General features: G+C 72.8%; 20 protein-coding genes. 8 read left to right on the top strand and 12 right to left on the bottom strand.

All coding sequences use genetic code 11. The annotated features are described in order from the left end of the window. Positions 1 to 2: 2 nt before the first annotated feature. Positions 3 to 1,274: a cell division protein PerM gene (locus tag NYO98_RS03180; protein ID WP_268110073.1), complete on the bottom strand. Its 1,272-nt coding sequence runs from the start codon at positions 1,272 to 1,274 to the stop codon at positions 3 to 5. Positions 1,275 to 1,394: 120 nt separating this feature from the next. Here NYO98_RS03180 and NYO98_RS03175 point away from each other — a divergent pair, with 120 nt between their 5' ends. Next, positions 1,395 to 3,293, top strand: a complete 1,899-nt coding sequence (locus NYO98_RS03175) for a SigE family RNA polymerase sigma factor (RefSeq protein ID WP_268110072.1) — start codon at positions 1,395 to 1,397, stop codon at positions 3,291 to 3,293. A gap of 36 nt (positions 3,294 to 3,329) precedes the next feature. Continuing rightward, positions 3,330 to 4,733 (top strand): hypothetical protein, encoded by a 1,404-nt coding sequence (locus NYO98_RS03170; protein WP_268110071.1) that lies wholly within the window; start codon positions 3,330 to 3,332, stop codon positions 4,731 to 4,733. A gap of 216 nt (positions 4,734 to 4,949) precedes the next feature. On the opposite strand, the gene sucD is transcribed toward NYO98_RS03170, so the two are convergent. Both sucD and sucC read right to left on the bottom strand, forming a co-directional pair. After that, positions 4,950 to 5,831, bottom strand: coding sequence for a succinate--CoA ligase subunit alpha (sucD, locus tag NYO98_RS03165; protein ID WP_268110070.1), 882 nt, complete (start codon positions 5,829 to 5,831; stop codon positions 4,950 to 4,952). Between the two features lie 17 nt (positions 5,832 to 5,848). Beyond that, positions 5,849 to 7,018 carry an ADP-forming succinate--CoA ligase subunit beta gene (gene sucC / locus NYO98_RS03160; RefSeq protein ID WP_268110069.1) on the bottom strand — a complete coding sequence of 390 codons (1,170 nt, stop codon included), beginning with the start codon at positions 7,016 to 7,018 and terminating at the stop codon, positions 5,849 to 5,851. A 130-nt stretch (positions 7,019 to 7,148) separates the two neighbouring features. Between sucC and NYO98_RS03155 the strand changes: the two genes are divergently transcribed. Both NYO98_RS03155 and NYO98_RS03150 read left to right on the top strand, forming a co-directional pair. Next, positions 7,149 to 8,483 (top strand): cryptochrome/photolyase family protein, encoded by a 1,335-nt coding sequence (locus NYO98_RS03155; protein ID WP_268110068.1) that lies wholly within the window; start codon positions 7,149 to 7,151, stop codon positions 8,481 to 8,483. 219 nt (positions 8,484 to 8,702) lie between these two features. Continuing rightward, positions 8,703 to 9,467, top strand: a complete 765-nt coding sequence (locus NYO98_RS03150; protein WP_268110067.1) for a M23 family metallopeptidase — start codon at positions 8,703 to 8,705, stop codon at positions 9,465 to 9,467. A 328-nt stretch (positions 9,468 to 9,795) separates the two neighbouring features. On the opposite strand, the gene pcrA is transcribed toward NYO98_RS03150, so the two are convergent. The 5 genes from pcrA to NYO98_RS03125 form a co-directional block, all read right to left on the bottom strand. Continuing rightward, positions 9,796 to 12,177 carry a DNA helicase PcrA gene (gene pcrA, locus NYO98_RS03145; protein WP_268110066.1) on the bottom strand — a complete coding sequence of 794 codons (2,382 nt, stop codon included), beginning with the start codon at positions 12,175 to 12,177 and terminating at the stop codon, positions 9,796 to 9,798. 46 nt (positions 12,178 to 12,223) lie between these two features. Continuing rightward, positions 12,224 to 12,577, bottom strand: a complete 354-nt coding sequence (locus NYO98_RS03140) for a hypothetical protein (protein WP_268110065.1) — start codon at positions 12,575 to 12,577, stop codon at positions 12,224 to 12,226. 30 nt (positions 12,578 to 12,607) lie between these two features. After that, the gene (locus tag NYO98_RS03135; protein WP_268110064.1) at positions 12,608 to 13,060 is read right to left on the bottom strand and encodes a universal stress protein; all 453 of its coding nucleotides are present in this window, start codon (positions 13,058 to 13,060) and stop codon (positions 12,608 to 12,610) included. Between the two features lies 1 nt (position 13,061). Beyond that, entirely contained in the window at positions 13,062 to 14,489 is a 1,428-nt protein-coding gene (locus tag NYO98_RS03130) for an APC family permease (protein ID WP_268110063.1), read from the bottom strand. 64 nt (positions 14,490 to 14,553) lie between these two features. Beyond that, the gene (locus NYO98_RS03125) at positions 14,554 to 15,465 is read right to left on the bottom strand and encodes a hypothetical protein (protein WP_268110062.1); all 912 of its coding nucleotides are present in this window, start codon (positions 15,463 to 15,465) and stop codon (positions 14,554 to 14,556) included. 174 nt (positions 15,466 to 15,639) lie between these two features. On the opposite strand from NYO98_RS03125, the gene NYO98_RS03120 reads away from it, so the two are divergent. Further along, positions 15,640 to 16,827 (top strand): sensor histidine kinase, encoded by a 1,188-nt coding sequence (locus tag NYO98_RS03120; RefSeq protein WP_268110061.1) that lies wholly within the window; start codon positions 15,640 to 15,642, stop codon positions 16,825 to 16,827. Next, positions 16,824 to 17,501, top strand: coding sequence for a response regulator (locus NYO98_RS03115; protein ID WP_268110060.1), 678 nt, complete (start codon positions 16,824 to 16,826; stop codon positions 17,499 to 17,501). Before NYO98_RS03120 ends, NYO98_RS03115 begins: the two co-directional genes overlap by 4 nt. On the opposite strand, the gene NYO98_RS03110 is transcribed toward NYO98_RS03115, so the two are convergent. Then, the gene (locus NYO98_RS03110; protein ID WP_268110059.1) at positions 17,498 to 18,163 is read right to left on the bottom strand and encodes a LuxR C-terminal-related transcriptional regulator; all 666 of its coding nucleotides are present in this window, start codon (positions 18,161 to 18,163) and stop codon (positions 17,498 to 17,500) included. The genes NYO98_RS03115 and NYO98_RS03110 overlap by 4 nt on opposite strands. After that, a complete protein-coding gene (locus NYO98_RS03105; RefSeq protein WP_268110058.1) occupies positions 18,160 to 19,551 on the bottom strand; it encodes an ATP-binding protein in 1,392 nt (463 codons plus the stop codon). The genes NYO98_RS03110 and NYO98_RS03105 overlap by 4 nt, the downstream gene beginning before the upstream one ends. Before the next feature lie 143 nt (positions 19,552 to 19,694). Here NYO98_RS03105 and NYO98_RS03100 point away from each other — a divergent pair, with 143 nt between their 5' ends. Beyond that, positions 19,695 to 20,978: a PspC domain-containing protein gene (locus NYO98_RS03100; RefSeq protein ID WP_268110057.1), complete on the top strand. Its 1,284-nt coding sequence runs from the start codon at positions 19,695 to 19,697 to the stop codon at positions 20,976 to 20,978. Positions 20,979 to 20,989: 11 nt separating this feature from the next. After that, the gene (locus NYO98_RS03095) at positions 20,990 to 21,310 is read left to right on the top strand and encodes a hypothetical protein (RefSeq protein WP_268110056.1); all 321 of its coding nucleotides are present in this window, start codon (positions 20,990 to 20,992) and stop codon (positions 21,308 to 21,310) included. Here the strand turns inward: NYO98_RS03095 and NYO98_RS03090 are convergent. Both NYO98_RS03090 and NYO98_RS03085 read right to left on the bottom strand, forming a co-directional pair. Further along, a complete protein-coding gene (locus NYO98_RS03090) occupies positions 21,307 to 23,019 on the bottom strand; it encodes an aminotransferase class V-fold PLP-dependent enzyme (protein WP_268110055.1) in 1,713 nt (570 codons plus the stop codon). The genes NYO98_RS03095 and NYO98_RS03090 overlap by 4 nt on opposite strands. Before the next feature lie 34 nt (positions 23,020 to 23,053). Next, entirely contained in the window at positions 23,054 to 24,163 is a 1,110-nt protein-coding gene (locus NYO98_RS03085) for a glycerophosphodiester phosphodiesterase (protein ID WP_268110054.1), read from the bottom strand. Positions 24,164 to 24,205: the final 42 nt, after the last annotated feature.

The following is a 24,205-nucleotide window of genomic DNA, read 5'->3' as shown; positions in this document are numbered from 1 at the left end:
GATCAGTCCTCGACGGTCGCGTCGGGGCCGGGGTCCTCCTCGGGCGCGACGGACCGGGCGGCCCGCCACGCCAGCCAGGCCAGCACCGACGCGCCGAGGAGCGCGCCGATCCCGCACGCGGTGACCGAGTGGACGAGGACGTCGCGGGTGAAGGGGCCCACGAAGCGCATGCGGCCGGGCCCGGCGGCGCCGCCCGACAGCGAGGCGAGCAGGGCGAACGCGACCCCGGCCACCAGGCCGCCACCGCACCCGGCGAGCGCGATCCGGTCCCAGCCCAGGAGCCGGCCGCGGAGCGTGCGGTGCGCGGCGACGGCGGCGACGAGCGGCGGGACGACCATGAGGGCGCCCGCCCAGCCGGGCGGCGTCCCCACCGCCGGCAGAGCCGCGAGCAGCGGGACGACCGGCAGCGGGCCGAGCACGACCGTGCCCGGCGACACGACGGTCGCGCCACCGACGGCGAAGCCGGGACCGAGGAGCCACGACCCGGCGAACAGCACGGCGTTGGGTGCGTAGGCGGCGTTCGCGAGGGCGTAGAGGCCGGCCTCCGAGGGGCTGAGGTGCAGCCGCGAGCTCATCGTCGCGGCCTCGCCGAAGGACGCCGCGAAGGAGACGAGGAAGACCATGGCGCACACGACCAGCAGCCGCGCGAGGACCGAGCCGGCGACGGCGGCGCCCGCGCGGACGGAGGCCGGCAGGAAGGCCGCCCAGATCGCCGCCCGGCCCGACCCGACCGCGATGGCCGGGGCGGCGACGAACGTCGTCAGGAGCACGGTCCAGCCGAGCACCCGCGGGAGCGAGGGATCGGCCGTACTGCCGGCGGCGAGGGTCGCGACCACCACGGCCACGACGGCGTACGCCGCGAAGAACAGGGCGACGGCGGTGGGCACGGTGAGGTCGCGCTCGCCGTCGGAGATGCGGTCCGCGTCGGGGCCGTGGCCGGAGATCGAGTCGCCCACCCGGTAGCCCAGGCGCCACATCGACCAGGCCGCGACGGCCGTGACGCCGAGCGGCACGATCGTGACCCGCGCCCCCATGACGGTGAAGCCCGAGCCGTGGCCGGCCAGCCAGGCGAGGGCGCCGACGCGCATGCCGTCGCGGGGGGCGCCGTGGACGCCGGCGTCGGAGGCGAACCAGCCGATGACCCCGATCGCCAGCAGCACGACGAGCGGGCCCAGCGCGGCGAGCGCACCGCCGAGGGTCGCGATCAGCACCAGCGGGCGCGGTCGGGCGGCCTCGGTCCGTGGGTGGTCGGGGCGGGTCAGGAGCGACGTCATGGCCGCCCCATCATCACCCGCTCCCCGCGGCGGATCGTGCTCCCACGCCGCCCGGCCCCGGCAGGACGGACCCGCGATCGATGTGCGTGGCCACGACCACTCCCGTACCGTGGAGCGGTCATGAGGAGCCCCGAGACGTTCGACGCCTACTACGTCGAGACCCGCAACCGCCTCCTGCACGAGGCGTACGCCCTCACCGGCGACGCACCCGCCTCCCGGGCCGCCGTCCGCGACGCCTTCGTGGTCGCCTGGCACCGCTGGCGCAAGGTCGGACAGCTCGAGGACCGCGACGGCTACGTGCGCCCCCTCGCCCTCGGTCGCGCCCGCCGGCGCCACACCGCCCGCATCTGGCACCGCGACAAGTCCCTCGACCCGGAGGTGCGCAGCACCCTCGACGCGCTGTCCAAGCTGACCACCCGCCAGCGCGAGCTGCTCGTCCTCAACGGCATCTCCGCGCTCTCGCTCGGCGAGGTGGCCCGCACCGTCGGGCTCACCCGCGCCGACGCCGAGCGCGAGCTCCAGACCGCCACCTCGCAGTTCTCCCTGCACCGCGACGCCCCGACCACCGACATCCCGCGGCTGCTCCACGCGCTCACGGGCCCGCTCGAGGACACCCGCTGGCCCCGCGCGACCGTGATCCGTCGTGCCGGCGCCGCCCGGCGTCGTACGCACACCGTCATCGGGGCCGGGCTGGCGACCGCGGCGCTCCTCGCGTCCGGGTCCCTGGTCGCCACCGGGGCCGGCGCCGAGCCCACCAGCCTCCGGGAGGAGAAGGCGACGCCCGGGGTCACGGTGCACGCACCCGTCGACGACGACCCGGGTGCGGAGATGATCAGCGCCGACTCGCTGCTCTCCTCCGCCCAGCTCTCCCGGTTCGGGCCCGGGCTCGACTGGACCGAGACCGCCACGACCGACAACCTCGACGGCGACGGCCTGCTCGCGCCGTGCCAGCGCGAGCGGTTCGCCGACCCCGACGGCGTCACCGCCCTCGCCCGCACCTGGGAGGGCACCGAGACCCGCGTCGAGCGCACGAAGGTCGGCAAGGGCGACCAGCAGCGCACCCGCAGGCGCGAGGTCGCCGACGTGCGGTCGACCGCCGTCCAGATGGTCGAGATGTCGCGCAACGAGCGCCAGGCGGCACAGGGGTTCGAGACCGCGTCGCTGTGGTTCGCCGGGTGCATCGACCCGCGCACCCAGCTCCTGGGCACCCGCACGGTCAAGCGCGTCGGCGACGAGGCGCGCACGTTCCGGCTGAGGTCCTGGGGCAAGGAGCCGGCCACCCTCACCGTCGGCACGGCCCGCACCGGCAACCTCGTGATCACCCAGGTCGTGCGCAGCCGCGGCCGCGCCGTCCCCGACAAGGCCGTGCTGACCGGGCTCGCCGCCGCGGTCAACGGCGTCTGCGGGTCCGAGGGCGCCGGGGCCTGCGCCGGCCGCGCGCGGGCCCGGGTCACCCCGCCCCTCGGGATCGGTACGCCGCCCGGGCTGCTGTCGGTGGTCGACCTGCCACCGGTCGCCGCCGTGCGCGGTCCCTGGGTGGGCACGGAGCCCGAGCGGGCGCGCAGCAACTACGCCGCGACCCGCTGCGACCGCACCACCTTCCAGGGCAAGGGCATCAGCAAGGCCCTGACCCGCACCTTCCTCTTCCCCGAGACGCCGAAGGCCAACCAGCTCGGCCTCACCCAGACGGTCGGCGCGATGAAGCCGGCGCGAGCGAGCACCTTCGTCGACCAGGTCCGCGACCGCATCCAGCAGTGCGGGCGCGCGAACCTCGGCACCGACGTCACGCAGCTGGCCTCGTCGTCCTCGAAGTCCGGCGACCTGAGCGTGTGGGCGCTGAACTTCGAGATCAACGACAGCCAGTCGTTCCCGTTCCTGATGGCGATCGTGCGCGACGGCGGGGCCGTCTCGCAGCTCGGCTTCGCGCCCGACCGCACCATGACGATGTCGCGCCCCGACTTCGTCGCCCTCGCCCGGCGCGTGGCCGAGCGGCTCGGACCGCTCGACTCCTCCGGCTGACGCAACCTTTTCGCCCGCGGGCGTGTCTCACCGGTCATGAGGCACCGCGCACGGCTCGTCACCGCGGCGCTGGCCTGCACCCTCGCGCTGTCCGCCGGGTGCGGTGACCGGTCGCCCGACGAGCCTGCGACGGGTGGCTCCTCGGCCACCTCGGCGACCGACGGCGCGGGCACCGGCACCGCGATCCCCGACGACTTCCCGCTGTCCTCGGGCATGGGCGCGCCTGCCGACACCGTCCCGACCTCCCGCTCCGGCACCGGCCTGCGTGACCTCGAGCTGTGCGGCACTTCCCCGCTGCGCGGACTGGGCACCCGTGACCGGATGGTGGCCGACGCCAGCGGAGGCGAGTCCGCCGACACCCGGGAGCTGCTGGTCCTCGGGGCTCCCGACGACGCCCGCCGGTTGGCCGACCGCCTGGCCGGCCTCGTCTCGGACTGCACCGAGCCCGACGCCAGTCGCGACATGGAGACCCGCACCGAGGTGCTGGCCTCGCCGTTCGGCCCCGGGCCGGCCACGACACTGCTGCAGACCTACAGCTTCGACGGCGAGCCCGGGACGGGCGCGACGATCCTGCACGTGGTGCCCGTCGGTGCTGCGGTCCTCGTCACCTCGACGTACGGCCACTGGACCCGCCAGCGCGCCCGCGACGCCGTCGAGGCGAGCGTCGCGCCGCTGCGCGAGACCGTCGACGCGCTGGCCGTGTTCGGCGAGGCGCCGACGTCCGCGCCGACCCCGAGCGAGACACCGACCGAGTCGCCGAGCGAGACACCGACGGCGACACCGACGGAGACATCGAGTGGTTCCCCGAGCGAGACTCCCACCGAGTCCCCGACCGTGAGTCCCGGCAGCCCGTCGCCCTCGGCACCCGCCTCGTCCCCGACGTCGTCCCCGTCGACCCCGCCGACCGCGCCCGCCAGGATCCCCTCGGACTTCCCGCTCGGGGTGGGCCTGCCCGAGGACGGCGGCGACGACGACGTCACCGCACCCACCGACGACGTGGCCATGGACCCCGTCGAGATGTGTGGCCGCGACGTCTGGCCCGCCGCGGGAGCGGCCGGCACCCGCCACCTCTACTCCGCCGTGCTCGGCCCGGAGTACTACGACGGCCGCGAGCTCGTCGTCCACGCCGACGCGGACGCCGCCGTGGCGGCGATGTCAGGCGTGCGCCGCGCCGCCCGCGACTGCCGCCGGTCGGCCAACCAGGTCTGGACGGTCCTGGCCAGGGACACCGGCTACGACACGGTCACCCTGGGCCTGACGTACGACGACGGGCTCGGCAGCTCGGTCTACCAGGTGACCCGCGTCGGTTCGGCCCGGCTGATGGTCCAGACGTACGGTGAGGGCACGCTCGCGTCGCTGGACCGACAGGCCGACGAGGTCACGGCCACCACCAACCAGATCGTCCAAGCGATGTGCGCGTTCACGAAAACGGGGTGCTAGAGCCATGTCCATTCCATCGACGCTGGCCAGCTCGGCCTGCCCGACCCTGCCGTCGCCGCGACGGATGTCCGCCGTCGCGCCGGTGCGCCTCCTGGGCGCCCACGTGGTGTGGCGGCTGCTGTGGGAGGCCCACCCGCCCACGCGCCACGACCGGCACGCGAAATCCACGACGGCCCCGCAGGTGGACCTGCGAGGCCGTCTGGAGAGCGCTGTCGATCAGAGCGCCTGAAGGATCTCCCGCATCAGGGCGGCGGTCTCCGACGGCGTCTTGCCGACCTTGACCCCGGCGGCCTCGAGGGCCTCCTTCTTCGCCTGGGCGGTGCCCGACGAGCCGGACACGATGGCGCCGGCGTGGCCCATCGTCTTGCCCTCGGGGGCGGTGAAGCCGGCGACGTAGCCGACGACCGGCTTGGTGACGTGCTCCTTGATGTAGGCCGCGGCACGCTCCTCGGCGTCGCCGCCGATCTCGCCGATCATGACGATCGCCTTGGTCTCCGGGTCGTTCTCGAAGGCCTCGAGCGCGTCGATGTGGGTGGTGCCGATGATCGGGTCGCCGCCGATGCCGATGGCGGTGGTGAAGCCGAAGTCCTTCAGCTCGTACATCATCTGGTAGGTCAGCGTGCCCGACTTCGACACCAGGCCGACCGGGCCCTTGCCCGCGATGGTGTGCGGCGTGATCCCGGCGAGCGACTCCTCCGGCGTGATGATGCCGGGGCAGTTCGGGCCGATCATCCGGGTGGACCTGCCCTCGAGGTACTGCACGACCTCAGCGGTGTCGAGGACCGGCACGCCCTCGGTGATCACCACGAGGAGCGGGATCTCGGCGTCGATGGCCTCGATGCAGGCGTCCTTGGTGAACGCCGGCGGCACGAACGCGACCGAGACGTTGGCGTCGGTCTCCTTCATCGCCTCCTCGACGGTGCCGAAGACGGGGAGCTCCTTGCCGCCCAGCTCGACCGTCGTACCGGCCTTGCGGGCGTTGACGCCGCCGACGATGTTGGCGCCGGACTCGACCATGAGGGTGGTGTGCTTGGCACCCATGCCGCCCGTCATGCCCTGGACGATGATCCGGGAGTCCTTGTTGAGGTAGATGCTCATCTGTTCGGTTCTCTCTCTCAGGCCTGGTGGGCGAGCTCGGCGGCCTTGTCGGCCGCGCCGTCCATCGTGTCGACCATGGTCACCAGCGGGTGGTTGGCCTCGGCCAGGATGCGGCGGCCCTCCTCGACGTTGTTGCCGTCGAGGCGGACGACCAGCGGCTTGGTCTCCTCGTCGCCGAGGATGTCCAGCGCGCCCACGATGCCGTTGGCGACCTCGTCGCACGCGGTGATGCCGCCGAAGACGTTGACGAACACGCTCTTGACCTGGGGGTCCCCGAGGATGATGTGGAGGCCGTTGGCCATGACCTGGGCGTTGGCGCCGCCACCGATGTCGAGGAAGTTGGCGGGCTTCACGCCGCCGTGCTTCTCGCCGGCGTAGGCCACGACGTCGAGGGTCGACATGACCAGGCCCGCGCCGTTGCCGATGATGCCGACCTCGCCGTCGAGCTTGACGTAGTTGAGGCCCTTGTCCTTGGCGGCCGCCTCGAGCGGGTCGGCCTCTTCGCGGATCTCGAACTGCTCGTGGTCCGGGTGGCGCACCTCGGAGGCGTTGTCGTCGAGCGACACCTTGCCATCGAGGGCCTCGAGCTTGTCGCCCTCGAGGCGCGCGAGCGGGTTGACCTCGACGAGGGTGGCGTCCTCCTCGACGTAGACCTTCCAGAGGTTCTGGACCATCTCGATGGCCTGGTCGCGCAGCTCGGCGGGGAACTTGGCCTCGTCGACGATCGCGGCGGCCTTCTCCGGGGTCACGCCCTCGAGGGCGTCGATGCGGATCTTCTTGACGGCGTCGGGGTTGGTCTTGGCGACCTCCTCGATCTCCACGCCACCCTCGACCGAGGCGATGCACAGGTGCGAGCGGTTGGAGCGGTCGAGCAGGAAGGAGAAGTAGTACTCCTCCACCGGCGGCGTCGCCGGCGTCACGAGGACGCGGTTGACGCGCAGGCCCTTGATCTCCATGCCGATGATGTCGCGGGCGTAGGACTCCGCCTCGTCTGCGGTCTTGGCGATCTTCACGCCGCCGGCCTTGCCACGGCCGCCGGCCTTGACCTGGGCCTTGACGACGGTCACGCCGCCCATCTCCTCGGCGGCGGCTCGCGCGGCCTCCGGGGTCTCGGCGACGACACCCAGGGTGGTCGCTACTCCATGCTTGGCGAAGAGCTCTTTCGCCTGAAACTCCATCAGGTCCACGAGAGTGACCAGTCCTTTTCGTCTGCGAACAGTGCGGGGAATTCCCTCTCGGCACCCTAGACCTCCCCGGAGGGGTCGAGCGAGGTCGGGTGAGCGTGGTGGTGCTCACGCCCGGGCTACGTTGAGGTGCATGTCCACCACCTCGAAGGGCCCCGGATCGGCCGTCATGTGGTTCCGTCGCGACCTGCGGGTGCGCGACAACCCGGCCCTGCTCGCCGCGCTCGAGGAGGGCGCCACGACGGCGCTCTTCGTCGTCGACCCGGCCATCTGGGCCACCGCCGGCCCGGCACGTCGGGCGTGGCTGGCCGCCAACGTCCTGGCCCTCGCCGAGCGGATCCCGCTGACCGTCCTCCACGGCGACCCGCGCGAGGTCGTGCCCCGGGTGGCCGACGGGCGGCGGGTGCACGTGGCGGCCGAGACGACGCCGTACGGCCGGCGCCGCGACGAGGCCGTCGGCGAGCGCGTCGAGCTGGTCGCGACCGGGTCGCCGTACGCCGTGGGGCCGGGGCGGGTCCGCAACGGCAGCAACGAGCCGTACCAGGTGTTCAGCGCCTTCGCCCGCGCGTGGCGCGAGCACGGCTGGTCCGAGCCGGCCCGCACGCCCCGCTCCCCCGACCTCTTGCCGGCCGACTCCGACCAGCGGGCGCTCGACCTGCTGGAGGAGGCGGTGGCCGAGGCACCCTTCGAGCTGCCCGGCGCCGGCGAGGACGCCGCGTGGCGGCGCTGGCGCGCGTTCCGCGACGACGGGCTCCGGGCCTACGCGGACGAGCGCAACCGCCCCGACCACGACGGCACGTCGCGGCTCTCGCCGTACCTGCATCTCGGGGTGCTGCACCCCCGCTCGCTCCTCGCGGAGGCGCCCCCCACGTCGACGTACGCCAACGAGCTGGCGTGGCGCGACTTCTACGCCGACGTGCTGTGGCACGCGCCGTCCTCGGCGTGGTCGGACCTCAAGCCGGCGCTGAAGGGGATGAGGTACGACGACCCGGACGACGCGATCGAGGCGTGGCGCACCGGCACCACCGGCTACCCGATCGTCGACGCCGGGATGCGGCAGCTGATGCACAGCGGGTGGATGCACAACCGGGTGCGGATGATCACCGCCTCCTTCCTCACCAAGGACCTGCACGTGTGGTGGCCGGTCGGCGCCCGGCACTTCCTCGACCTGCTCATCGACGGCGACGTGGCCTCCAACAACCACGGGTGGCAGTGGGTGGCCGGCACCGGGACCGACGCCTCGCCCTACTTCCGGGTCTTCAACCCGGTCACCCAGGGCCTGAAGTTCGACCCGCAGGGCGACTACGTCCGCCGCTGGGTGCCCGAGCTGGCGCACCTGCCCGGCAAGGCCGCTCACGAGCCGTGGAAGTCCGACGTCGGCTACGAGCGGGACTACCCGCTGCGCATCGTCGACCACGCCGACGAGCGCCGGGAGGCACTCGAGCGCTACCAGGCCGCGCGCGGCTGAGGCCCGCGTCACGCCCCGCGTCCGTTTATCGACCACCGAGCGGGGGTACCGGCACTTATTTGGTCCAGGGTTGCACTTTCCCGTGATCCTTCCGTTACAGTCGTGCGCGGTCTCGCCGACCCGACCCCCCTGACGACCCGGCAGATTGGTAACTCCTTCATGGGCAACCACCGAGCGGAGCGCGCTCCCAAGCGACGCACCTCGGCAACGGCTGCACCCGTGAGCGGCAAGCGACGTGCCTCCACGCCGCCGCGACGCTCCGTGGTCCGGCTGCCGTCCCTGCCCCTCGTGGCCGGCGTCGCCGTCCTGGCGGTCTCCGCCGGCGGCGCGGTCACCGCGTCCGGCTCGGGCGTCACGATGGCCTCGTCGGGCTCCGCGGTCGAGGCCACGCAGGCCATCGGCTCGGTCGCCGGCCAGGCGATCTCACGCCGCGGCGTCGTCGTGAGCCGCGACCACGTCCGCGACTCCGGCGAGGAGGAGACCGACCCCGAGCTCATCGCCCTGGCCGAGAAGCAGATGGCCGAGCGGGCCGCCAAGCTCGAGGAGATGCGCAAGGCCGCCGAGAAGCAGGCGGCGAAGATCAAGGAGAACAAGTGGGTTCTCCCCCTCGCGCACTACGGCATCACCGCGACGTTCGGCCAGTACGGCCTCTGGGCCAGCTACCACACCGGCCTCGACTTCAACGGCGACTCCGGTGACCCGATCCTGGCGATCGCCAACGGCACCGTGACCGAGACCGGATACGACGGTGCCTACGGCAACAAGACGGTCGTCACCCTCGATGACGGCACCGAGATCTGGTACTGCCACCAGACCGCGATCTACGTCTCCGTCGGCGACCGCGTCACCGGCGGCGAGAACATCGGCACCGTCGGCGCCACCGGCAACGTCACCGGCTCCCACCTCCACCTCGAGGTGCGCCCCGGCGGCGGCGGCCCGGTCGACCCGTTCCAGGCCTTCGTCGAGCACGGCATCGTCCCCTGACCGACGCGCGGAGCGTGGCTGACGCACCGCCCACCCCGCGGCGTACGCCGACACGCCCGCAAGCGGTGCGTCAGCCACATTCCCGAGCCGCAGAAGGTGGCTGACGCACCGCCCACCCCGCGCCGTACGCCGACACGCCCGCGAGCGGTGCCTGAGCCACATTCCCGAGGCGCAGAAGGTGGCTGACGCACCGCCCACCCCCGCGCCGTACGCCGACACGCCCGCGAGCGGTGCCTGAGCCACATTCCCGCGCCGCAGAAGGTAGCTGACGCACCGCCCACCCCGCGCCGTACGCCGACGCGCCCCCGCGCCGAGCCGGAACGGGCCGTCAGAGCTTCTCGACCGGGGCGTAGCGCAGGAGCAGGCGCTTGACGCCCTCGGAGCCGAAGTCGATGGAGGCCACGGACTTCTCGGCCACGCCCTCGACGGCGACGACGGTGCCCATGCCGAAGGAGTCGTGCACCACCCGGTCGCCCGGGTCGAGGCTGGGGATGTCGCGGGCGGGCTTGGCCTTGGCGGCCGCGTCGGCGCGGAGCGCGGCGGAGCTGAAGTTGCGGCGGCCGGCGTCGGTGGGGATGGCCAGGCGCGTGGAGCCGCCGCTGAGGTCCTGGCGGCCCCAGCGGGTCTGCTCGGACGCGGTGCGGCGCCAGTCGACGAGGTCGACCGGGAGCTCGTCGAGGAAGCGGCTGGCCGGGTTGTGGCTCGGGGCGCCCCACGCTGAGCGCACGAGCGCCCGGGAGACGTAGAGGCGCTGCTGCGCGCGGGTGAGGCCGACGTAGGCGAGGCGGCGCTCCTCCTCGAGCTCGGGCTGGTCGCCGAGTGAGCGCTGGTGGGGGAAGACGCCGTCCTCGAGGCCGGTGAGGAAGACGACCGGGAATTCGAGGCCCTTCGCCGTGTGGAGCGTCATCAGCGTGACGACCCCGGAGTCGTCGCCGTCGGGGGCGTCGGGGATCTGGTCGGCGTCGGCGACGAGGGCGACCCGCTCGAGGAAGTCGCCGAGCCCGACGGCGACGGTGCCGGCCTCGACCTCGGCCGGGTCGACGCTCGGGCCCGGCTGCGGGTCCTCGGCGAACTCGCGGGCGACCGCGACCAGCTCGGCGAGGTTCTCCACGCGGGTGCCGTCCTGCGGGTCGTCGCTCGCCTCGAGCTCGGCGAGGTAGCCGGAGCGCTCGAGCACCGACTCGAGGATGACGTCGGGACGCTCGTCGGCCTCGACCATCGACTGCAGCTCCTGCACCATCGCGACGAACGCCTCGATGTTCTTCAGGCTGCGCGTGGCCAGGCCCGGGGCGTCGGCGGCCCGGGTCAGCGCCTCCCAGAAGGTGATCCGGTCGCGGTCGGCGAGGGCGGCGATGCAGGCCTCGGCCCGCTCACCGATGCCGCGCTTGGGGGTGTTGAGCACCCGGCGCAGCGAGATCTCGTCGGCGGTGTTGACCAGCATCCGGAGGTAGGCCAGCGCGTCGCGGACCTCCCGCCGCTCGTAGAAGCGCACCCCGCCGACGACCTTGTAGGGCTGGCCGGTGCGGATGAACACCTCCTCGAAGACGCGGGACTGCGCGTTGGTGCGGTAGAAGACGGCGACGTCGGCGGGGCGTACGCCGGCGTCGTCGGTCAGCTTGTCGATCTCCTCGCTGACGAAGCGGGCCTCGTCGTGCTCGTCGTCGGAGACGTAGCCGACGATCCGCTCGCCCTCCCCCGCGTCGGTCCACAGCCGCTTCGGCTTGCGGCCGCGGTTGTTGCCGATGACGGAGTTGGCTGCGGACAGGATCGTCTGCGTCGAGCGGTAGTTCTGCTCGAGGAGGATGGTGGTGGCGTCGGGGAAGTCCTGCTCGAAGTCGAGGATGTTGCGGATGTCGGCTCCGCGGAAGGCGTAGATGGACTGGTCGGCGTCACCGACCACCATCAGCTCGCTCGGCTCGACGGCCTCCTGGTGGCCCTCCTCGAAGGAGGCTCCGCACAGCTGCTGGATCAGGCTGTATTGCGCGTGGTTGGTGTCCTGGTACTCGTCGACGAGCACGTGGCGGAACCGGCGGCGGTAGTTCTCGCGGACGTCGGGGAAGGCCTGGAGCAGGTGGACCGTCGTCATGATGAGGTCGTCGAAGTCGAGCGCGTTGGCCTCGCGCAGGCGGCGCTGGTAGCTCGCGAACGCCTTGGCGTAGGCCTCCTCGAACGAGTTGCGCGCCTCCTTGGCGGCGTCCTCGGCGTCGCGCAGCTCGTTCTTCTGGTCCGAGACCCAGTTGAGCACGGCGTTGGGCTGGTAGCGCTTGGGGTCGAGCTCGAGGTCGCGCAGGACGAGCGTCATCAGCCGCTTGGAGTCAGCCGCGTCGTAGATCGAGAAGTTGGACTTGAAGCCGACCCGGTCGATCTCCTTGCGGAGGATCCGCACGCAGGCGGAGTGGAAGGTCGACACCCACATGATCCGGGCCCGCTTGCCGACGAGGTCCTCGACGCGCTCCTTCATCTCGGCCGCGGCCTTGTTGGTGAAGGTGATGGCCAGGATGGACCCCGGGTGGGCCTTCCGCTCGTTGATCAGCCAGGCGATGCGACGCGTCAGCACCCGCGTCTTGCCGGACCCGGCGCCGGCGACGACCAGCAGCGGGGCGCCGGCGTGCGTCACGGCGGCCCGCTGGGGCTCGTTGAGCCCGTCGAGGAGCGGGTGGTCGCGGAGCTCGAAGAGGGCCTGGTCGGCGGGGGCGTCGGTGGGGCTCATGTCGGCCCCAGCCTATGCGGCCGGTACGACAGCCCGGTCGGGCCGGTCAGGCGTGGGCGGGCGACCAGAAGACCGCCACCGCGATGTTGGCGAGCGTCAGCGCGAGCAGGCCGTAGTAGAGGCCCTGCGGGATGCTCGGCTTGCGCATGTTGACCATGACGAGCACCAGGATGACGAGGCCGATGGCGAACTTCACGCCGATCTTGGCGTGGTCGGGCGAGCCGAGGTTCTCCAGGACGCCGACGAGCAGCAGGCCGGCGACGAAGGCCGTCCCGGCGCCGTCGCGCATCAGCGAGTTCACCTTCTTGGTGTCGTCGCGCACCTGCACGAGGAGTCCTCCGAGGAGGGCGGCGTAGCCGAGGATGTGGACGAAGAGCAGCACCAGCCGCAGGGTCTCCATGGGACCCACCCTAGTGAGTGACCCCGGGGGTCAGGCCCGGTGCCTCCTGGGCTTGGGGGCGGGGCGCACGACGAGCACCGGGCAGGGCGCGTAGTGCTGCACCCGCTGGGCGGTGCTGCCGACGAGCACGCTGTCGCTGAGCCCCCGCCCGCCCGCCGCGACCACGACCAGGCCGGCGTCGTACTGCTTGGCGGCCTTGATGATCTCGTTGGCCGCCGACCCGCTGCGGATCCGCTTGTTGACCTTGGGGCCCCAGCCGTCGAACACCGCGGCGATGGTGTCGACCGCGCTCTGCGCCGCGTCGCGGAACGAGCCGTCGAGCTTGCCCTCCGACAGGTCGTCGGCGAACGCGACCGAGGCGAGCGGCCGGATCACCGCGACGACGGAGATCTCGGTGACCTTGGTGGGGTCGGCGAAGGACTTGAAGTGCTTGGCGGCGGCCAGCGACTGGCGGGAGCCGTCCGTGGCGACGATGACGTGCATGTCAGGCCTCCGTGCTGTCGAGGTCGGGGGTCCGCGTCCCGGTGCCCTTGCTGCCGAAGAAGTACTCCGCGAGGAAGAGGACGAGGCCCACACCGAGGAGACCCGCGCACCAGATCAGCGAATAGGGGTCGTCGTAGATGGTGAAGTAGAGGATCGCGAGGTTGCCCAGGAGTCCGACGAAGAGCAACGGCGTGTTGGCACGGAAGAAGGGGTGCTCCTCGTCCCGCCCACGCAGCCGGAGGCACGCCACGATCACGGTCGCGTAGATCGCGAGGAGCAGCACGACGGTCACCGTGGCGAGCCGGCCGACCAGGTCGATGCCGCCCCCGGCCTCGGTGACCAGGGTGCCGATGACCAGCAGGGACCCGACCACGGCCCCGGAGAAGATCAGGCCGACCCACGGGCTGCGACGGACCGGGTGGATCTTGGCGAAGACACCGGGTACGACGTCCTCGCGGGCCATGCCGTAGAGCACCCGCGGCTGCGTCACGATGGTCACGAGCGTCGTGTTGGTGATCGCGATCAGCGCGATGACGGAGAAGAGCGTGGTCATGAACTCGTCGGAGAACGGCAGGATGCCCTGCTTGACGACCTCGAGCAGCGCCGCATCCGAGCTCGCCAGCGTCTCGACGGGCACCGTCAGCGCCGCTGCCATCGAGACCAGGACGTAGACCAGGCCCGCCACCACCATGCCGCCGACCAGCGAGCGCGGGAAGGACTTGTAGGGGTCGATGGTCTCCTCGGCCACGTTGGCCGTGTTCTCGAAGCCGGTCATCGCGAAGAAGGAGAACGAGATGCCGGCCAGCACGGCGAGCGCCGGGCTCCCGTAGTCGCCGCTGGTGTCGATGTGGGTCAGCACGCCGAAGTCGGCGTTGCCCTGGGCGACGTGGACGATGCCGATGACGAGGACGATCAGCAGGCCCGCGACCTCGACGAAGGTCATCAGCATGTTCATCCACACCGACTCGGTGATGCCGATGAAGTTGACCACCACGAGCAGCGCCACGAAGACGAGCGAGACGAGCAGCGCCGGCGGGGCCGACCACACCTCGGCGAAGTAGGAGGCGAAGCCGACGGCGAGCGAGCCCGACGCCGCCATGCTGGCGGCGAGGAACGAGACGGTGACGAGGAACGTCAGCGGCCGGTTGCCGAAGGCCTTGTTGACGTAGAGCGAGGCGCCGGCTGCCTGGGGGTACTTGGTGACCAGCTCGGCGTACGCCGCACCGGTGATGGCGGCGACCGTGACGCCCAGCGCGAAGGCGATCCAGAAGGCGCCGCCGACGGCTGCGGCGACCAGGCCGATCAGGACGTAGATGCCCGACCCCAGCACGTCCCCGAGCGTGTAGAAGAAGAGGAGGCGACCGGTGATCGAGCGCTTCAGCTCGCTGTCGTCCTCGTCCTGGTGCGGGATGGTCTCGGTGTCTGCCATCGTGCGCTCGCTTCCCGAGGGGGTGAGGGATGTTCCCCGACCCCACCGGTTCCCGGCTACCTTGTCAAACGTCCACCACCCCTGGGGAGTTGGTGGACGTGGCGTGGTCGGTGCGCTCTGCCTCCGCACCCAGCGGCCCGAGCAGTGGCCATCCCAACCCGACCAGCAGCGTGCCGAAGAGCACGGAGGCCGACACCACCTGGGCGACGAGGGAGCTCCCCGCGTCGACCACCATGAAGACCGCCATCGCGACCACACCGGTGGCCAGCCAGGCGAGCTGACGCCGCCTCGCACCCCGGAACCGGAGCCAGCGCACGACGTAGGCCGCGACGCCGCCGACGAAGGTGAGCACGAGGAGGACCAGGCCGGCGCGCTCCAGCACCGCGGCCACCCCGTCGAGCGCCGGGACGCCGAGGGGGTTCGTCCCCTTGGCGGGGTTGTCGTCGTCGACCCGTCCCGGACCGAGCAGGACCGAGAGCACGCCCGACACCGCGCACGTGGTCGCCACGACCGGCAACCAGCGCCAGCGCGCCGAGGGCAGGCGTCCGGTCGGGAAGAGCGCAAGGGGGGCGTAGAGCAGCAGGATGAACATCGCGACGAAGGCCGAGTCGGCGACCAACCATCCCAGCCGCGCGGCGGCCGGCACCGGTGTACGCCCGTCGGACAGCGCGTCCGCGGCCCCTCCGAGCAGGTAGTTGACGCCCTGCAGCCCTGCCGCCACCACCAGGGCAAGGCCCAGTGCGGCAGCCCTGCTCCTGCGCATCAGGGTCGCGCCCAGCAGCCCGAAGGCGATCAGCGCGACAGCATCGACGGCGTCCTCGAGGGTGAGCTGCTCGGCACCGGCCAGCACCGGGCTGCGCAGGCTCAGCGCGAAGCCGACGGTCGAGGCCGCAGCGGCCGTGCCGACGACGGCGTAGGGCCAGGCGCGGGCGGTGCTCCGGGCCCTGCTGGTGACCGGTGTGCTCGTGGATTCCATGGTGTGCGTCCTCGGCTCGGCGTGGGATCCGTCTGCACCAGCGTGTGCGATGCGACGCGCCGTTCGCGTCCTCGGGAGCGCCCCGGCCCGTACGCCGACGCGATGAGGAGAGCGGACGTCGGGTCATCGTCGGCGAGGATGCCGCGGGGCCTCGCGGCGCCGTACCGTGGGACGGTGCTGGACCGTGCGTGGGCGCTGCCCGCCCGACTCCCGCGCCGGGACCTGGCCGACCTGGCGCTGGCAATGGGCGTCGCGGTGGTCGCGGTGGCGGAGACCGCGACGGGTGAGTTCAGCGACGCGCCGATCGGACGCTCGCTCCTGAGCGACCTCCTCTTCACGCTGCCCCTCGTGCTCCGCCGACGTCGCCCGCTGGCGACCTTCCTGCTCATCCTTGTCGGCATCGACCTGCAGGTGCTGCTCGTCGGGACCCTCGACGGCGTCGGCCTCCTCGCGAGCCTGCTGGTGGCGAGCTACTCACTGGGTGCCCACGCGCCGCTGGGGCGCGCCCTGACCGGGCTCGCCGCGTTCCTGCCCGCGATCATGTACGCCAGCTGGCTCGACGTCGGCGACCCGGCCGACGACCTGGGCTTCATCTCCATCCTGGTCGGCGGCTCCTGGCTCGCCGGACGTGTCGTGTGGTCGCGCAACCGGCTGGTCGAGCAGGTGGCGGAGCAGGCGAGGGAGCTGAGGCGGAGCCGTGACGCCGAGGCACGGGCACGCGAGGCCGAGCATCGTGCCCGGGTCGGTCGCGACGTGCACGACGTGGTGGCGCACAGTGTGACGCTCATGGTGGTGCAGGCCGAGGCGGGCGAGGCCCTGCTCGCTCCCGACCATCCGTCGGCCGAGAACCTGCGCGCCATCCAGCGGGTCGGCCGCCGGACCCTCACCGAGCTGCGCGACGTGCTGGGCAGGCTGGGCGAGGCCGACGAACCTCGTCCGGCCGCCACCACCACCCCCGGCCTGGGCGATGCCCGCCGGCTCGCCGCCGAGCTGACCGAGGCCGGCCTCGACCTCGAGCTGTCCATCGACCGTGACCTCGTGCCGCTGCCCGCCGACCTCGAGCTGGTGGCGTACCGGATCCTCCAGGAGGCCCTGACCAACGCCCTCCGCCACTCACCGGGCGCTCACGTCGACGCGAGCGTGAGGGTGACCGGCGACGGGATCGTCGTGGAGGTGACGGACGTCGGCGGCCGCACCGCCGCCGGCTACGCCGAGGGCGGTCACGGACTCACCGGGATGCGCGAGCGCGCCCGGGCCCAGGGCGGGGTGGTCACTGCCGGCCCCGACGACGGTGGCTTCACCGTGCGGGCACGGCTTCCCCTGACGGTGCCGGCCGCGGCGGCCGAGGAGACGACGGCATGAGCATCCGGGTGCTCGTGGCCGACGACCAGGAGCTGGTGCGTGCGGGGCTCGTGGCGGTCCTCGGCACGCAGCCCGACCTGCAGGTGGTCGCCGAGGCCGCCGACGGGCTGCAGGCAGTCGAGGAGGTACGGCGTCACCGACCCGACGTCGCGCTCCTCGACATCCGGATGCCACACGTGGACGGCATCGCTGCCACCCGCACGATCTGCTCCGACGACCGCATGGCGACACGGGTCCTGGTCCTGACGACCTTCGACCTCGATGACTACGTGCTGGCGGCCCTCCGTGCGGGATCGAGCGGCTTCCTCCTCAAGGACGCGCCCCGCGAGACCATCTTCACGGCCGTCCGGACCGTGGCGGCCGGTGACGCGCTGCTGGCACCATCCGTCACGCGCCGGCTGATCGAGCGCCACCTGCAGAGCGGTGAACCGCTGCCGGCGCTGACGGCGCGGCTCGCCACGCTCACCGAGCGCGAGCGCGACGTGCTGCGCCTGCTGGCGAAGGGGCTGAGCAACGACGAGCTCGCCCACGACCTCCACCTGGGGGAGCCGACCGTGCGCACGCACGTGGGACGCATCTACTCCAAGGTCGGCGCGCGAGATCGCGCGCAAGCCGTCGTCTTCGCCTACGAGTCCGGGCTGGTCCGGCCGGGGGCGACGGCCGGCAGCGACTAGAGCAGCCGGCGATCGGAGGCCCACTTCGTCAGCTCGTGACGACTCGACAGCTGGAGCTTGCGGAGCACCGACGACATGTGGGTCTCGACGGTCTTGACGGAGATGAACAGCTCCTTGGCGACCTCCTTGTAGGCGTAGCCACGGGCGATCAGGCGCATCACCTCCCGCTCGCGCTCGGTGAGCCGGTCGAGGTCCTCGTCGACGGCGGCGACGTCGATCGACCCGGCGAAGGCGTCGAGCACGAAGCCGGCGAGACGCGGCGAGAAGACAGCGTCACCGCCGGCGACCCGGGTGATCGCGTCGACGAGCTCGGGGCCGGTGATCGTCTTGGTGACGTAGCCGCGCGCGCCGCCGCGGATGGTGCCGATGACGTCCTCCGCGGCGTCCGAGACCGACAGGGCGAGGTAGAGCGTGTCGGGCGAGGGCTGGCGTCGCATGACCTCCACCCCTCCCCCGCCGGGCAGGTGCACGTCGAGGAGGACGACCTGGGGCTGCTGCTCGCGGACGACCGCCACCGCGGCGTCGGCGTCGGCCGCCTCGCCCACGACCTCGACCACGCCCGCGCCGCTGGTGGCGAGCTCGGCGCGGACCCCCGCCCGGAACATGGCGTGGTCGTCGACCAGGACGACCCGCACGGGACGCTCGGGGCTGGCCTGGGTCATGGGGTCTCCTCGCGGTCGGGCTGGTCTGTCGGCTGGTCTGTCGGCGGGTCGGGCTCGTGGGGACGGGACTCGTGGTGGCCGGTGCGCGGCATGTGGAGGCGGACCTCGGTGCCCTCGCCGGGAGCAGAGCGTACGTCGGCGCTGCCGCCGTGGCGGGCCATCCGGTCGACGATGCTGTTGCGGACGCCGTGGCGGTCGGTGGCCACCCCGCCGAGGTCGAAGCCGGCGCCCCGGTCGCGGACGAACACGTCCACGGCCCCGGCGGTGGTCTCGGCGTAGACGTCGGCGCGCTGGGTGCCGGCGTGCTTGGCGACGTTGACCACGGCCTCGCGCGCGGCGAGGACGATGGGGCGCAGCGACTCGTCGAGGTCGCAGTCGCCGACGGTGACGACGTCGACGACCACGGGGTGCTGCGACTCGACGTCGGCCGCCATCTCCTTCAGCGCGCCCGCGAGGGTCGTCGCGTCGGCGGTGTCGGCCTCGAAGAGCCACTGGCGCAGGTCCCGCTCCTGCGACCGGGCGAGCCGCGCGACCGTCGTGGCGTCGTGGGCGTTCTTCTGGATCAGCGCGAGGGTCTGCAGGACCGAGTCGTGCAGGTGCGCGGCCATGTCGGCGCGCTCCTGGGTGCGGACGCGCTCGGCCCGCTCGGCGCCGAGGTCGTTGACGAGCCGCAGCGCCCACGGGCCGACGACGATCGCGAGCCCGAGCAGCCCGAGCAGGCCCGCGACCAGCACCGGCACGGCGAAGGTCGCCTGCCCGGCGGCGACGGCGAAGACGATGAGGGCGGTGACGATCAGCCCGAGACCGGCGGCGATCCGCGCGTAGGCCGCCCACCCGCCGTTGCCGAAGATCGCCCGGAACGGGTCGATGCGCCCGGAGGAGTCCATCCAGCGCTCCCGCTGGGCCTCGTCGGCCTGGCGCCACAGCAGCCCGATGCCCGCGACGCCGAGGACGACCGGCCAGAAGAGCACGCCCTGGCCGAAGATGCCCTCGATGCCGAGGACCACGCCGAAGAACAGCGCGCCCAGCGCGATCGCCGGGCCGGCGTCCCGCAGCCGCGAGCGCCGCCCGGGGCGCTTGCCGGTGCGCGTCGCGCTCTCGAGGCCGGGTGCGCCGACCTCGAAGTGCTGGTCGGCGGGCATGAAGACCCACAGGCCGGCGTAGAGCATGAGGCCGAAGGCGCCGAGGAAGGCGGTGGCCACGAAGAAGCCGCGCACCCACAGCACCGGCACGGCGAGGTGCCGGGCGAGGCCCGCCGCGACGCCGCCGGCGATCGGCGCCGAGAGGTCGCGGTAGGCGCGGCGCGGAGCACCCGGGGCCGGCGGGCGCGCGGCCGGGCGGGCAGCCGGGCGGGCGGCCGGTTGGGAGGGGGGCGTGGGGTGGCTCATCGTCCCTCCATCGTCGCAGGCGCGCAGGTGCACGACCATGAGGACTGACCCCGAGCCGACCCTGACCCGGACCCCGGCGGGCCAGCCCCGGATCAGGGCTGTCCCCGATGGTGCGGGGCGCTGCCGCCGAGGAGAGTTGAGCCATGGACAACGCCAGCCCCTCCACCGAGCAGCCCGCCCCGGGCACCCCGCCCCCCTCGGGCCCGCGGGTCACCCGCGACGAGGTCAAGGACCTCGGCCGCCTGCGCCGCAGCGTCACCGACCGGCACGTGGCCGGTGTCGCGGGCGGCATCGCCCGTCACTTCGACGTCGACCCGATCATCGTCCGCGTCGCGCTCGTGGTGTCGGTCTTCTTCGGTGGCGCCGGCCTGCTCCTCTACGTCGCCGCCTGGATCCTCGTGCCCGAGGAGGGCACCACCGACGAGCCGCTGGGCCTCGACCAGCGCAGCCGCACCATCGCGCTCGCCGGCGTCGGGGTGCTCGCGCTGGTCGCGGCACTCGGCGACTGGGCCGGCACCTTCTGGTTCCCCTGGCCGCTCGCCGTCGGCGCCGCGCTCGTCGTGTGGTTCCTGCACCGCAAGCACCAGGCGTCCGGCCCGGGTGCCGCCCCCCGCCCGCCGGCGTACGGCGACCAGCTCGCGCCGGACGGCACCACCGCCCGCCCGGACGACGACCTGGTGGACGAGACCGGCTACGGCACCACCTACGAGACCGGCTACGACCCGACCTACGACCCGACCTACGACCCCGCCCACGCGGCCGGTGCGGGCTACCCCCCGGCGGCACCGTGGGGGTCGTACGACCGGCCGCGCCGTCCGCGGAACCCGCGCAAGCGCGGACCGGTCCTGTTCTGGTTCACGCTCGCGCTGATCGCGCTGGGCGTGGGGGTCCTCGGTGTCGTCGACCTGGCCGGCGTGGCCGTCGCGGACAGCGCGTACCCGGCCCTCGCGCTCGGCATCACCGCGCTGATGCTGGTCGTCGGCGCCTTCTGGGGCCGCGCCGGCGGGCTGATCCTCCTGGGCTTCGTGGCCGCGTTCGCCACCGCAGCGGCGACGGTCGGCGGCAGCATCGGCGACGAGACCCACTCCTACGCCCCGACCACCGCCGACGAGGTGCAGCAGTCCTACGACTTCGGCGGGGGGCGCTTCACGCTCGACCTGTCCGGCGTCTCCGACGTCGAGGGCCTCGACGGGCGCGACCTCACGATCGAGGGCGTGGGGGGCACCGTCGAGGTGGTCGTCCCGGACGGCATGGACGTGGACGTCACCACGCAGGTGGTCGGCGGGCAGAGCCAGGTCTTCGACCAGCGCAGCGACGGCTTCGACATCACCCAGGACGGGTCCCTCGACGGCGGCGACGACGTCCCGGACATGTCCATCAACATCGACCTGGTCGGCGGCGAGATCGTCGTCCGCGAAGCGGCCTGAGGAGCACTGCCATGAGCGACAACTCGAACGACTACTCCGACCTCTACGGCTACGAGACCGGCCACGACGCCACCTACGGCACGTACGACGAGCCGATGACCGGCCCGCTCGACGCACCGGACAAGCCGTCGGGCCTCCACCCGGTCAACGTCGGGCACCTGGTGATGGGCGTCGCCTTCCTCGGCATGGTGCTCGTGTGGGCGCTCGTCCAGGGCGACGTGGTCGACACCTCCGAGCTCCGCTGGCTGATGCCGATCCCGTGGCTGGCGGCCGGCGCCGCCGGGCTGGCGGCCACCGTCTGGCCGGGTCGCCGGCAGTCGCTCGGGTCCTAGCCGAGCGAACAGCTCGGCAGGGCGAACCAGCGGAGGTCGTCGAAGTCGGCCCCCAGGTGGGCGGTGTCGGACCAGTCCGGAGGAGTTGCGGCGGCCATGATCGCGCGGCCCTCGTCGAGGTGCTCCCGGAGCACCGAGACGGGGGCCGTCGTCGTGTGCCGGGGGTAGGTCATCGAGCCGTCGGCGGCGTAGACGACGTCGGCGAGGCGCAGCGGGGGCTCGACCGGGCCGGTCCGGTGGTGCCACAGGCCGGTGAGCGGGTCGAAGCGGTAGTCGCCGAGCAGGCGCCAGCCCTCGCGCGCGACGAGGCGCACGGCCTCCACGACGTAGGTGAAGACCTCCTCGTCGACGAAGTAGTTGAAGTTCACCCGCACCCAGCCGGGCTTGATGCCCTCGCAGCCGCCGGCGATCTGTGCCTCGAAGCGGTGGCTGTGCTCGAGGTCGATGTCGAGCAGCCGGTGGCCGTAGGGGCCGGCGCACGAGCAGCCGCCGCGGGTCTGGATCCCGAACAGGTCGTTGAGGAGGGCGACGACGAAGTTGTGGTGGAGGTAGGTCCCGTCGGGCGCCTTGACGACGAAGGAGACGATCGAGAGCCGCTGGGAGTCGAGGTTGCCGAGGATCTGGATGCCCGGCTCGGCGACCCAGGCCTCGACCGCCCGGCGCAGCAGCTCCTCCTCGTGGGCCTGGATCGTCGCGACGCCGACGGCCTGCTTGAGCTGGAAGACCAGCCCGGCGCGGATCGACTCGACGATCGCCGGGGTGCCGCCCTCCTCGCGGTGGGCCGGGTCGTCGAGGTAGCGGTGCTCGGTCGGGTTGACGTACATGACCGTCCCACCGCCCGGCACGACGGGCACCCGGTTGGCGAGCAGCTCGCGCCGCACCACGAGGACGCCCGGGGTGCCCGGTCCGCCGATGAACTTGTGGGGGCTGATGAAGATCGCGTCCTTGCGCGAGCTCCCGGGGCCGTACATCTCGATGTCGACGTAGGGCGCGCACGCCGCGAAGTCCCAGAAGCTGAGGGCGCCGTGCTCGTGGAGGAGGTCGGCCACACCCTCGGTGTCGGTGACGATCCCGGTGACGTTGGAGGCGGCGGAGAACGACCCGATCTTGAGCGGCCGGTCGGCGTGGCGCTCGAGCTCCTCGCGCAGGTGGTCGAGCGAGACCCGCCCGTCGGCGTCCTCGTGGATCGTGACGACGTCGGCGATGGTCTCGCGCCAGCTCACCTCGTTGGAGTGGTGCTCGAACGGGCCGATGAACACCACCGGGCGCTGGTCGGCGGGGATCGCGGCGCTGAGGTGGTGGCGGTCCTCCAGCACGCACGGGATGCGGAGGCCGAGGATGCCGATCATCTTGTCGATCGCCGCGGTGCTGCCCGCGCCGCAGAAGATGACGACGGTCTCGTCGTCGCCGCCCACCGCGTCGCGGATGATGCGCCGCGCGTCCTCGCGCAGCCGGGTCGTCTGCAGCCCGGTGCCGCTCGCCTCGGTGTGGGTGTTGGCGTAGGCCGGGAGCACCTCGTGGCGGATGAAGTCCTCGATGAAGGTGAGGCTGCGTCCCGACGCGGTGTAGTCGGCGTACGTCACGCGGCGCGGACCGTAGGGGCCCTCCATCACCTGGTCGTCACCGATGACGGACGCGCGGATGCGCTCGAGCAGGGCGGTCGAGGTCGCTGTCGGGATCGCTGCGGGGGCAGCACCGGCGTACGTCACGAGGTGAGCGTACGCCGGTGCAAGGCCCTGCCTGTCAGTGCTGGGAGGTGGTCTCGACCATCTCGGCGGCGACCAGGTCGGGGTTGTCGCTGAAGATCCCGTCGACGCCGGCGTCGAGGAAGGCGCGCGCCTCCGCGGCCAGGTCGCCGGGAGCGTTCGGGTCGGTGCCGGTGCGGAAGTTCGTGGCCATGAACTGGTTCTCCCGGCGCAGGGTCCACACGTGCACGACGAGGCCGGCCGCGTGGGCGTCGGGCACCACGGACGACGGTGCGCCGGTGCGGCCGGCGGCGTCGCGCGGGAGCACCAGGTTCTTCGCGGCGCCGAGGCCGTCGGCGTACGTCGCGACGGCGGCGAGCCCCGCCGGCGTCACCATGGAGGCGTACGTCGTGCCCGGCAGGTCGGCGGGGCCGCCGGAGGCGTCGACGAGCTGGGCGAGCGGCACGTCGACCATCGCGTCGAGCTCGCGGAGGTTGGTGACCTCGAAGGACTGGATGATCACCGGGTCGTCGGCGTCGTCCCAGTGGCGCTTGCGCAGCGCGGCGACGAGCGGCTCCTCCAGCGAGAGGCCGATGGAGTCGAAGTAGGTGGGGTGCTTGGTCTCGGGGTAGATGCCGACGCCCTCGCGGCGGGCCAGCTTGATCACCTCGTCGAGGGTCGGGATCCGCTCCTGGCCGTCGTACGCCGTGTTGTCGGGGCGCACCTGCGGGAGCCGCTCCTTCGCGCGGAGGGTGCGCAGCTCCCGGTAGGTGAAGTCCTCGGTGAACCAGCCGGTGACCGGGCGGCCGTCGATGACCTTGGTGGTGCGGCGGTCGGCGAACTCGGGATGGTCGGCGACGTCGGTGGTGCCGCCGATCTCGTTCTCGTGGCGGGCGACCAGCACGCCGTCCTTCGTGGGGACGAGGTCGGGCTCGATGTAGTCGGCGCCCTGCTCGATGGCGAGCTCGTAGGCGGCGAGCGTGTGCTCGGGCCGGTAGCCAGACGCGCCGCGGTGGCCGATGAGGACCGGCTCGACGAGCGAGGGCTCGACGGCCTCCGCCGGCGCCGCCGTGGCGGGCGCCGCGAGCGGGGTCAGCGCGGGTGCGAGGGTGGAGGTCAGTGCGGTGGCGAGGGCCAGCCCGAGGCCGGCGCGTGTCCGAGAGGTCATGCTGCCGAGCCAACCGGGGCCGGGCGGCGGCCCGCGGTCGGC

Source organism: Nocardioides pini (genome assembly GCF_026712185.1).
GTDB lineage: Bacteria > Actinomycetota > Actinomycetes > Propionibacteriales > Nocardioidaceae > Nocardioides > Nocardioides pini.
Note: the sequence above shows the minus strand (reverse complement) of the source record. Positions and strands in the feature narration are given on the sequence as shown.

Coding starts and splice junctions, on each gene's coding strand:
- pcrA (WP_268110066.1), bottom strand. CDS start 12,177: ATGAGCCCCACCGACGCCCCCGCCGACCAGGCCCTCTTCGAGCTCCGC.
- NYO98_RS03130 (WP_268110063.1), bottom strand. CDS start 14,489: ATGGCAGACACCGAGACCATCCCGCACCAGGACGAGGACGACAGCGAG.
- NYO98_RS03125 (WP_268110062.1), bottom strand. CDS start 15,465: ATGGAATCCACGAGCACACCGGTCACCAGCAGGGCCCGGAGCACCGCC.
- NYO98_RS03170 (WP_268110071.1), top strand. CDS start 3,330: ATGAGGCACCGCGCACGGCTCGTCACCGCGGCGCTGGCCTGCACCCTC.
- NYO98_RS03110 (WP_268110059.1), bottom strand. CDS start 18,163: ATGACCCAGGCCAGCCCCGAGCGTCCCGTGCGGGTCGTCCTGGTCGAC.
- NYO98_RS03100 (WP_268110057.1), top strand. CDS start 19,695: ATGGACAACGCCAGCCCCTCCACCGAGCAGCCCGCCCCGGGCACCCCG.
- NYO98_RS03180 (WP_268110073.1), bottom strand. CDS start 1,274: ATGACGTCGCTCCTGACCCGCCCCGACCACCCACGGACCGAGGCCGCC.
- NYO98_RS03155 (WP_268110068.1), top strand. CDS start 7,149: ATGTCCACCACCTCGAAGGGCCCCGGATCGGCCGTCATGTGGTTCCGT.
- sucD (WP_268110070.1), bottom strand. CDS start 5,831: ATGAGCATCTACCTCAACAAGGACTCCCGGATCATCGTCCAGGGCATG.
- NYO98_RS03085 (WP_268110054.1), bottom strand. CDS start 24,163: ATGACCTCTCGGACACGCGCCGGCCTCGGGCTGGCCCTCGCCACCGCA.
- NYO98_RS03095 (WP_268110056.1), top strand. CDS start 20,990: ATGAGCGACAACTCGAACGACTACTCCGACCTCTACGGCTACGAGACC.
- NYO98_RS03135 (WP_268110064.1), bottom strand. CDS start 13,060: ATGCACGTCATCGTCGCCACGGACGGCTCCCGCCAGTCGCTGGCCGCC.
- NYO98_RS03105 (WP_268110058.1), bottom strand. CDS start 19,551: ATGAGCCACCCCACGCCCCCCTCCCAACCGGCCGCCCGCCCGGCTGCC.
- NYO98_RS03115 (WP_268110060.1), top strand. CDS start 16,824: ATGAGCATCCGGGTGCTCGTGGCCGACGACCAGGAGCTGGTGCGTGCG.
- NYO98_RS03175 (WP_268110072.1), top strand. CDS start 1,395: ATGAGGAGCCCCGAGACGTTCGACGCCTACTACGTCGAGACCCGCAAC.
- NYO98_RS03140 (WP_268110065.1), bottom strand. CDS start 12,577: ATGGAGACCCTGCGGCTGGTGCTGCTCTTCGTCCACATCCTCGGCTAC.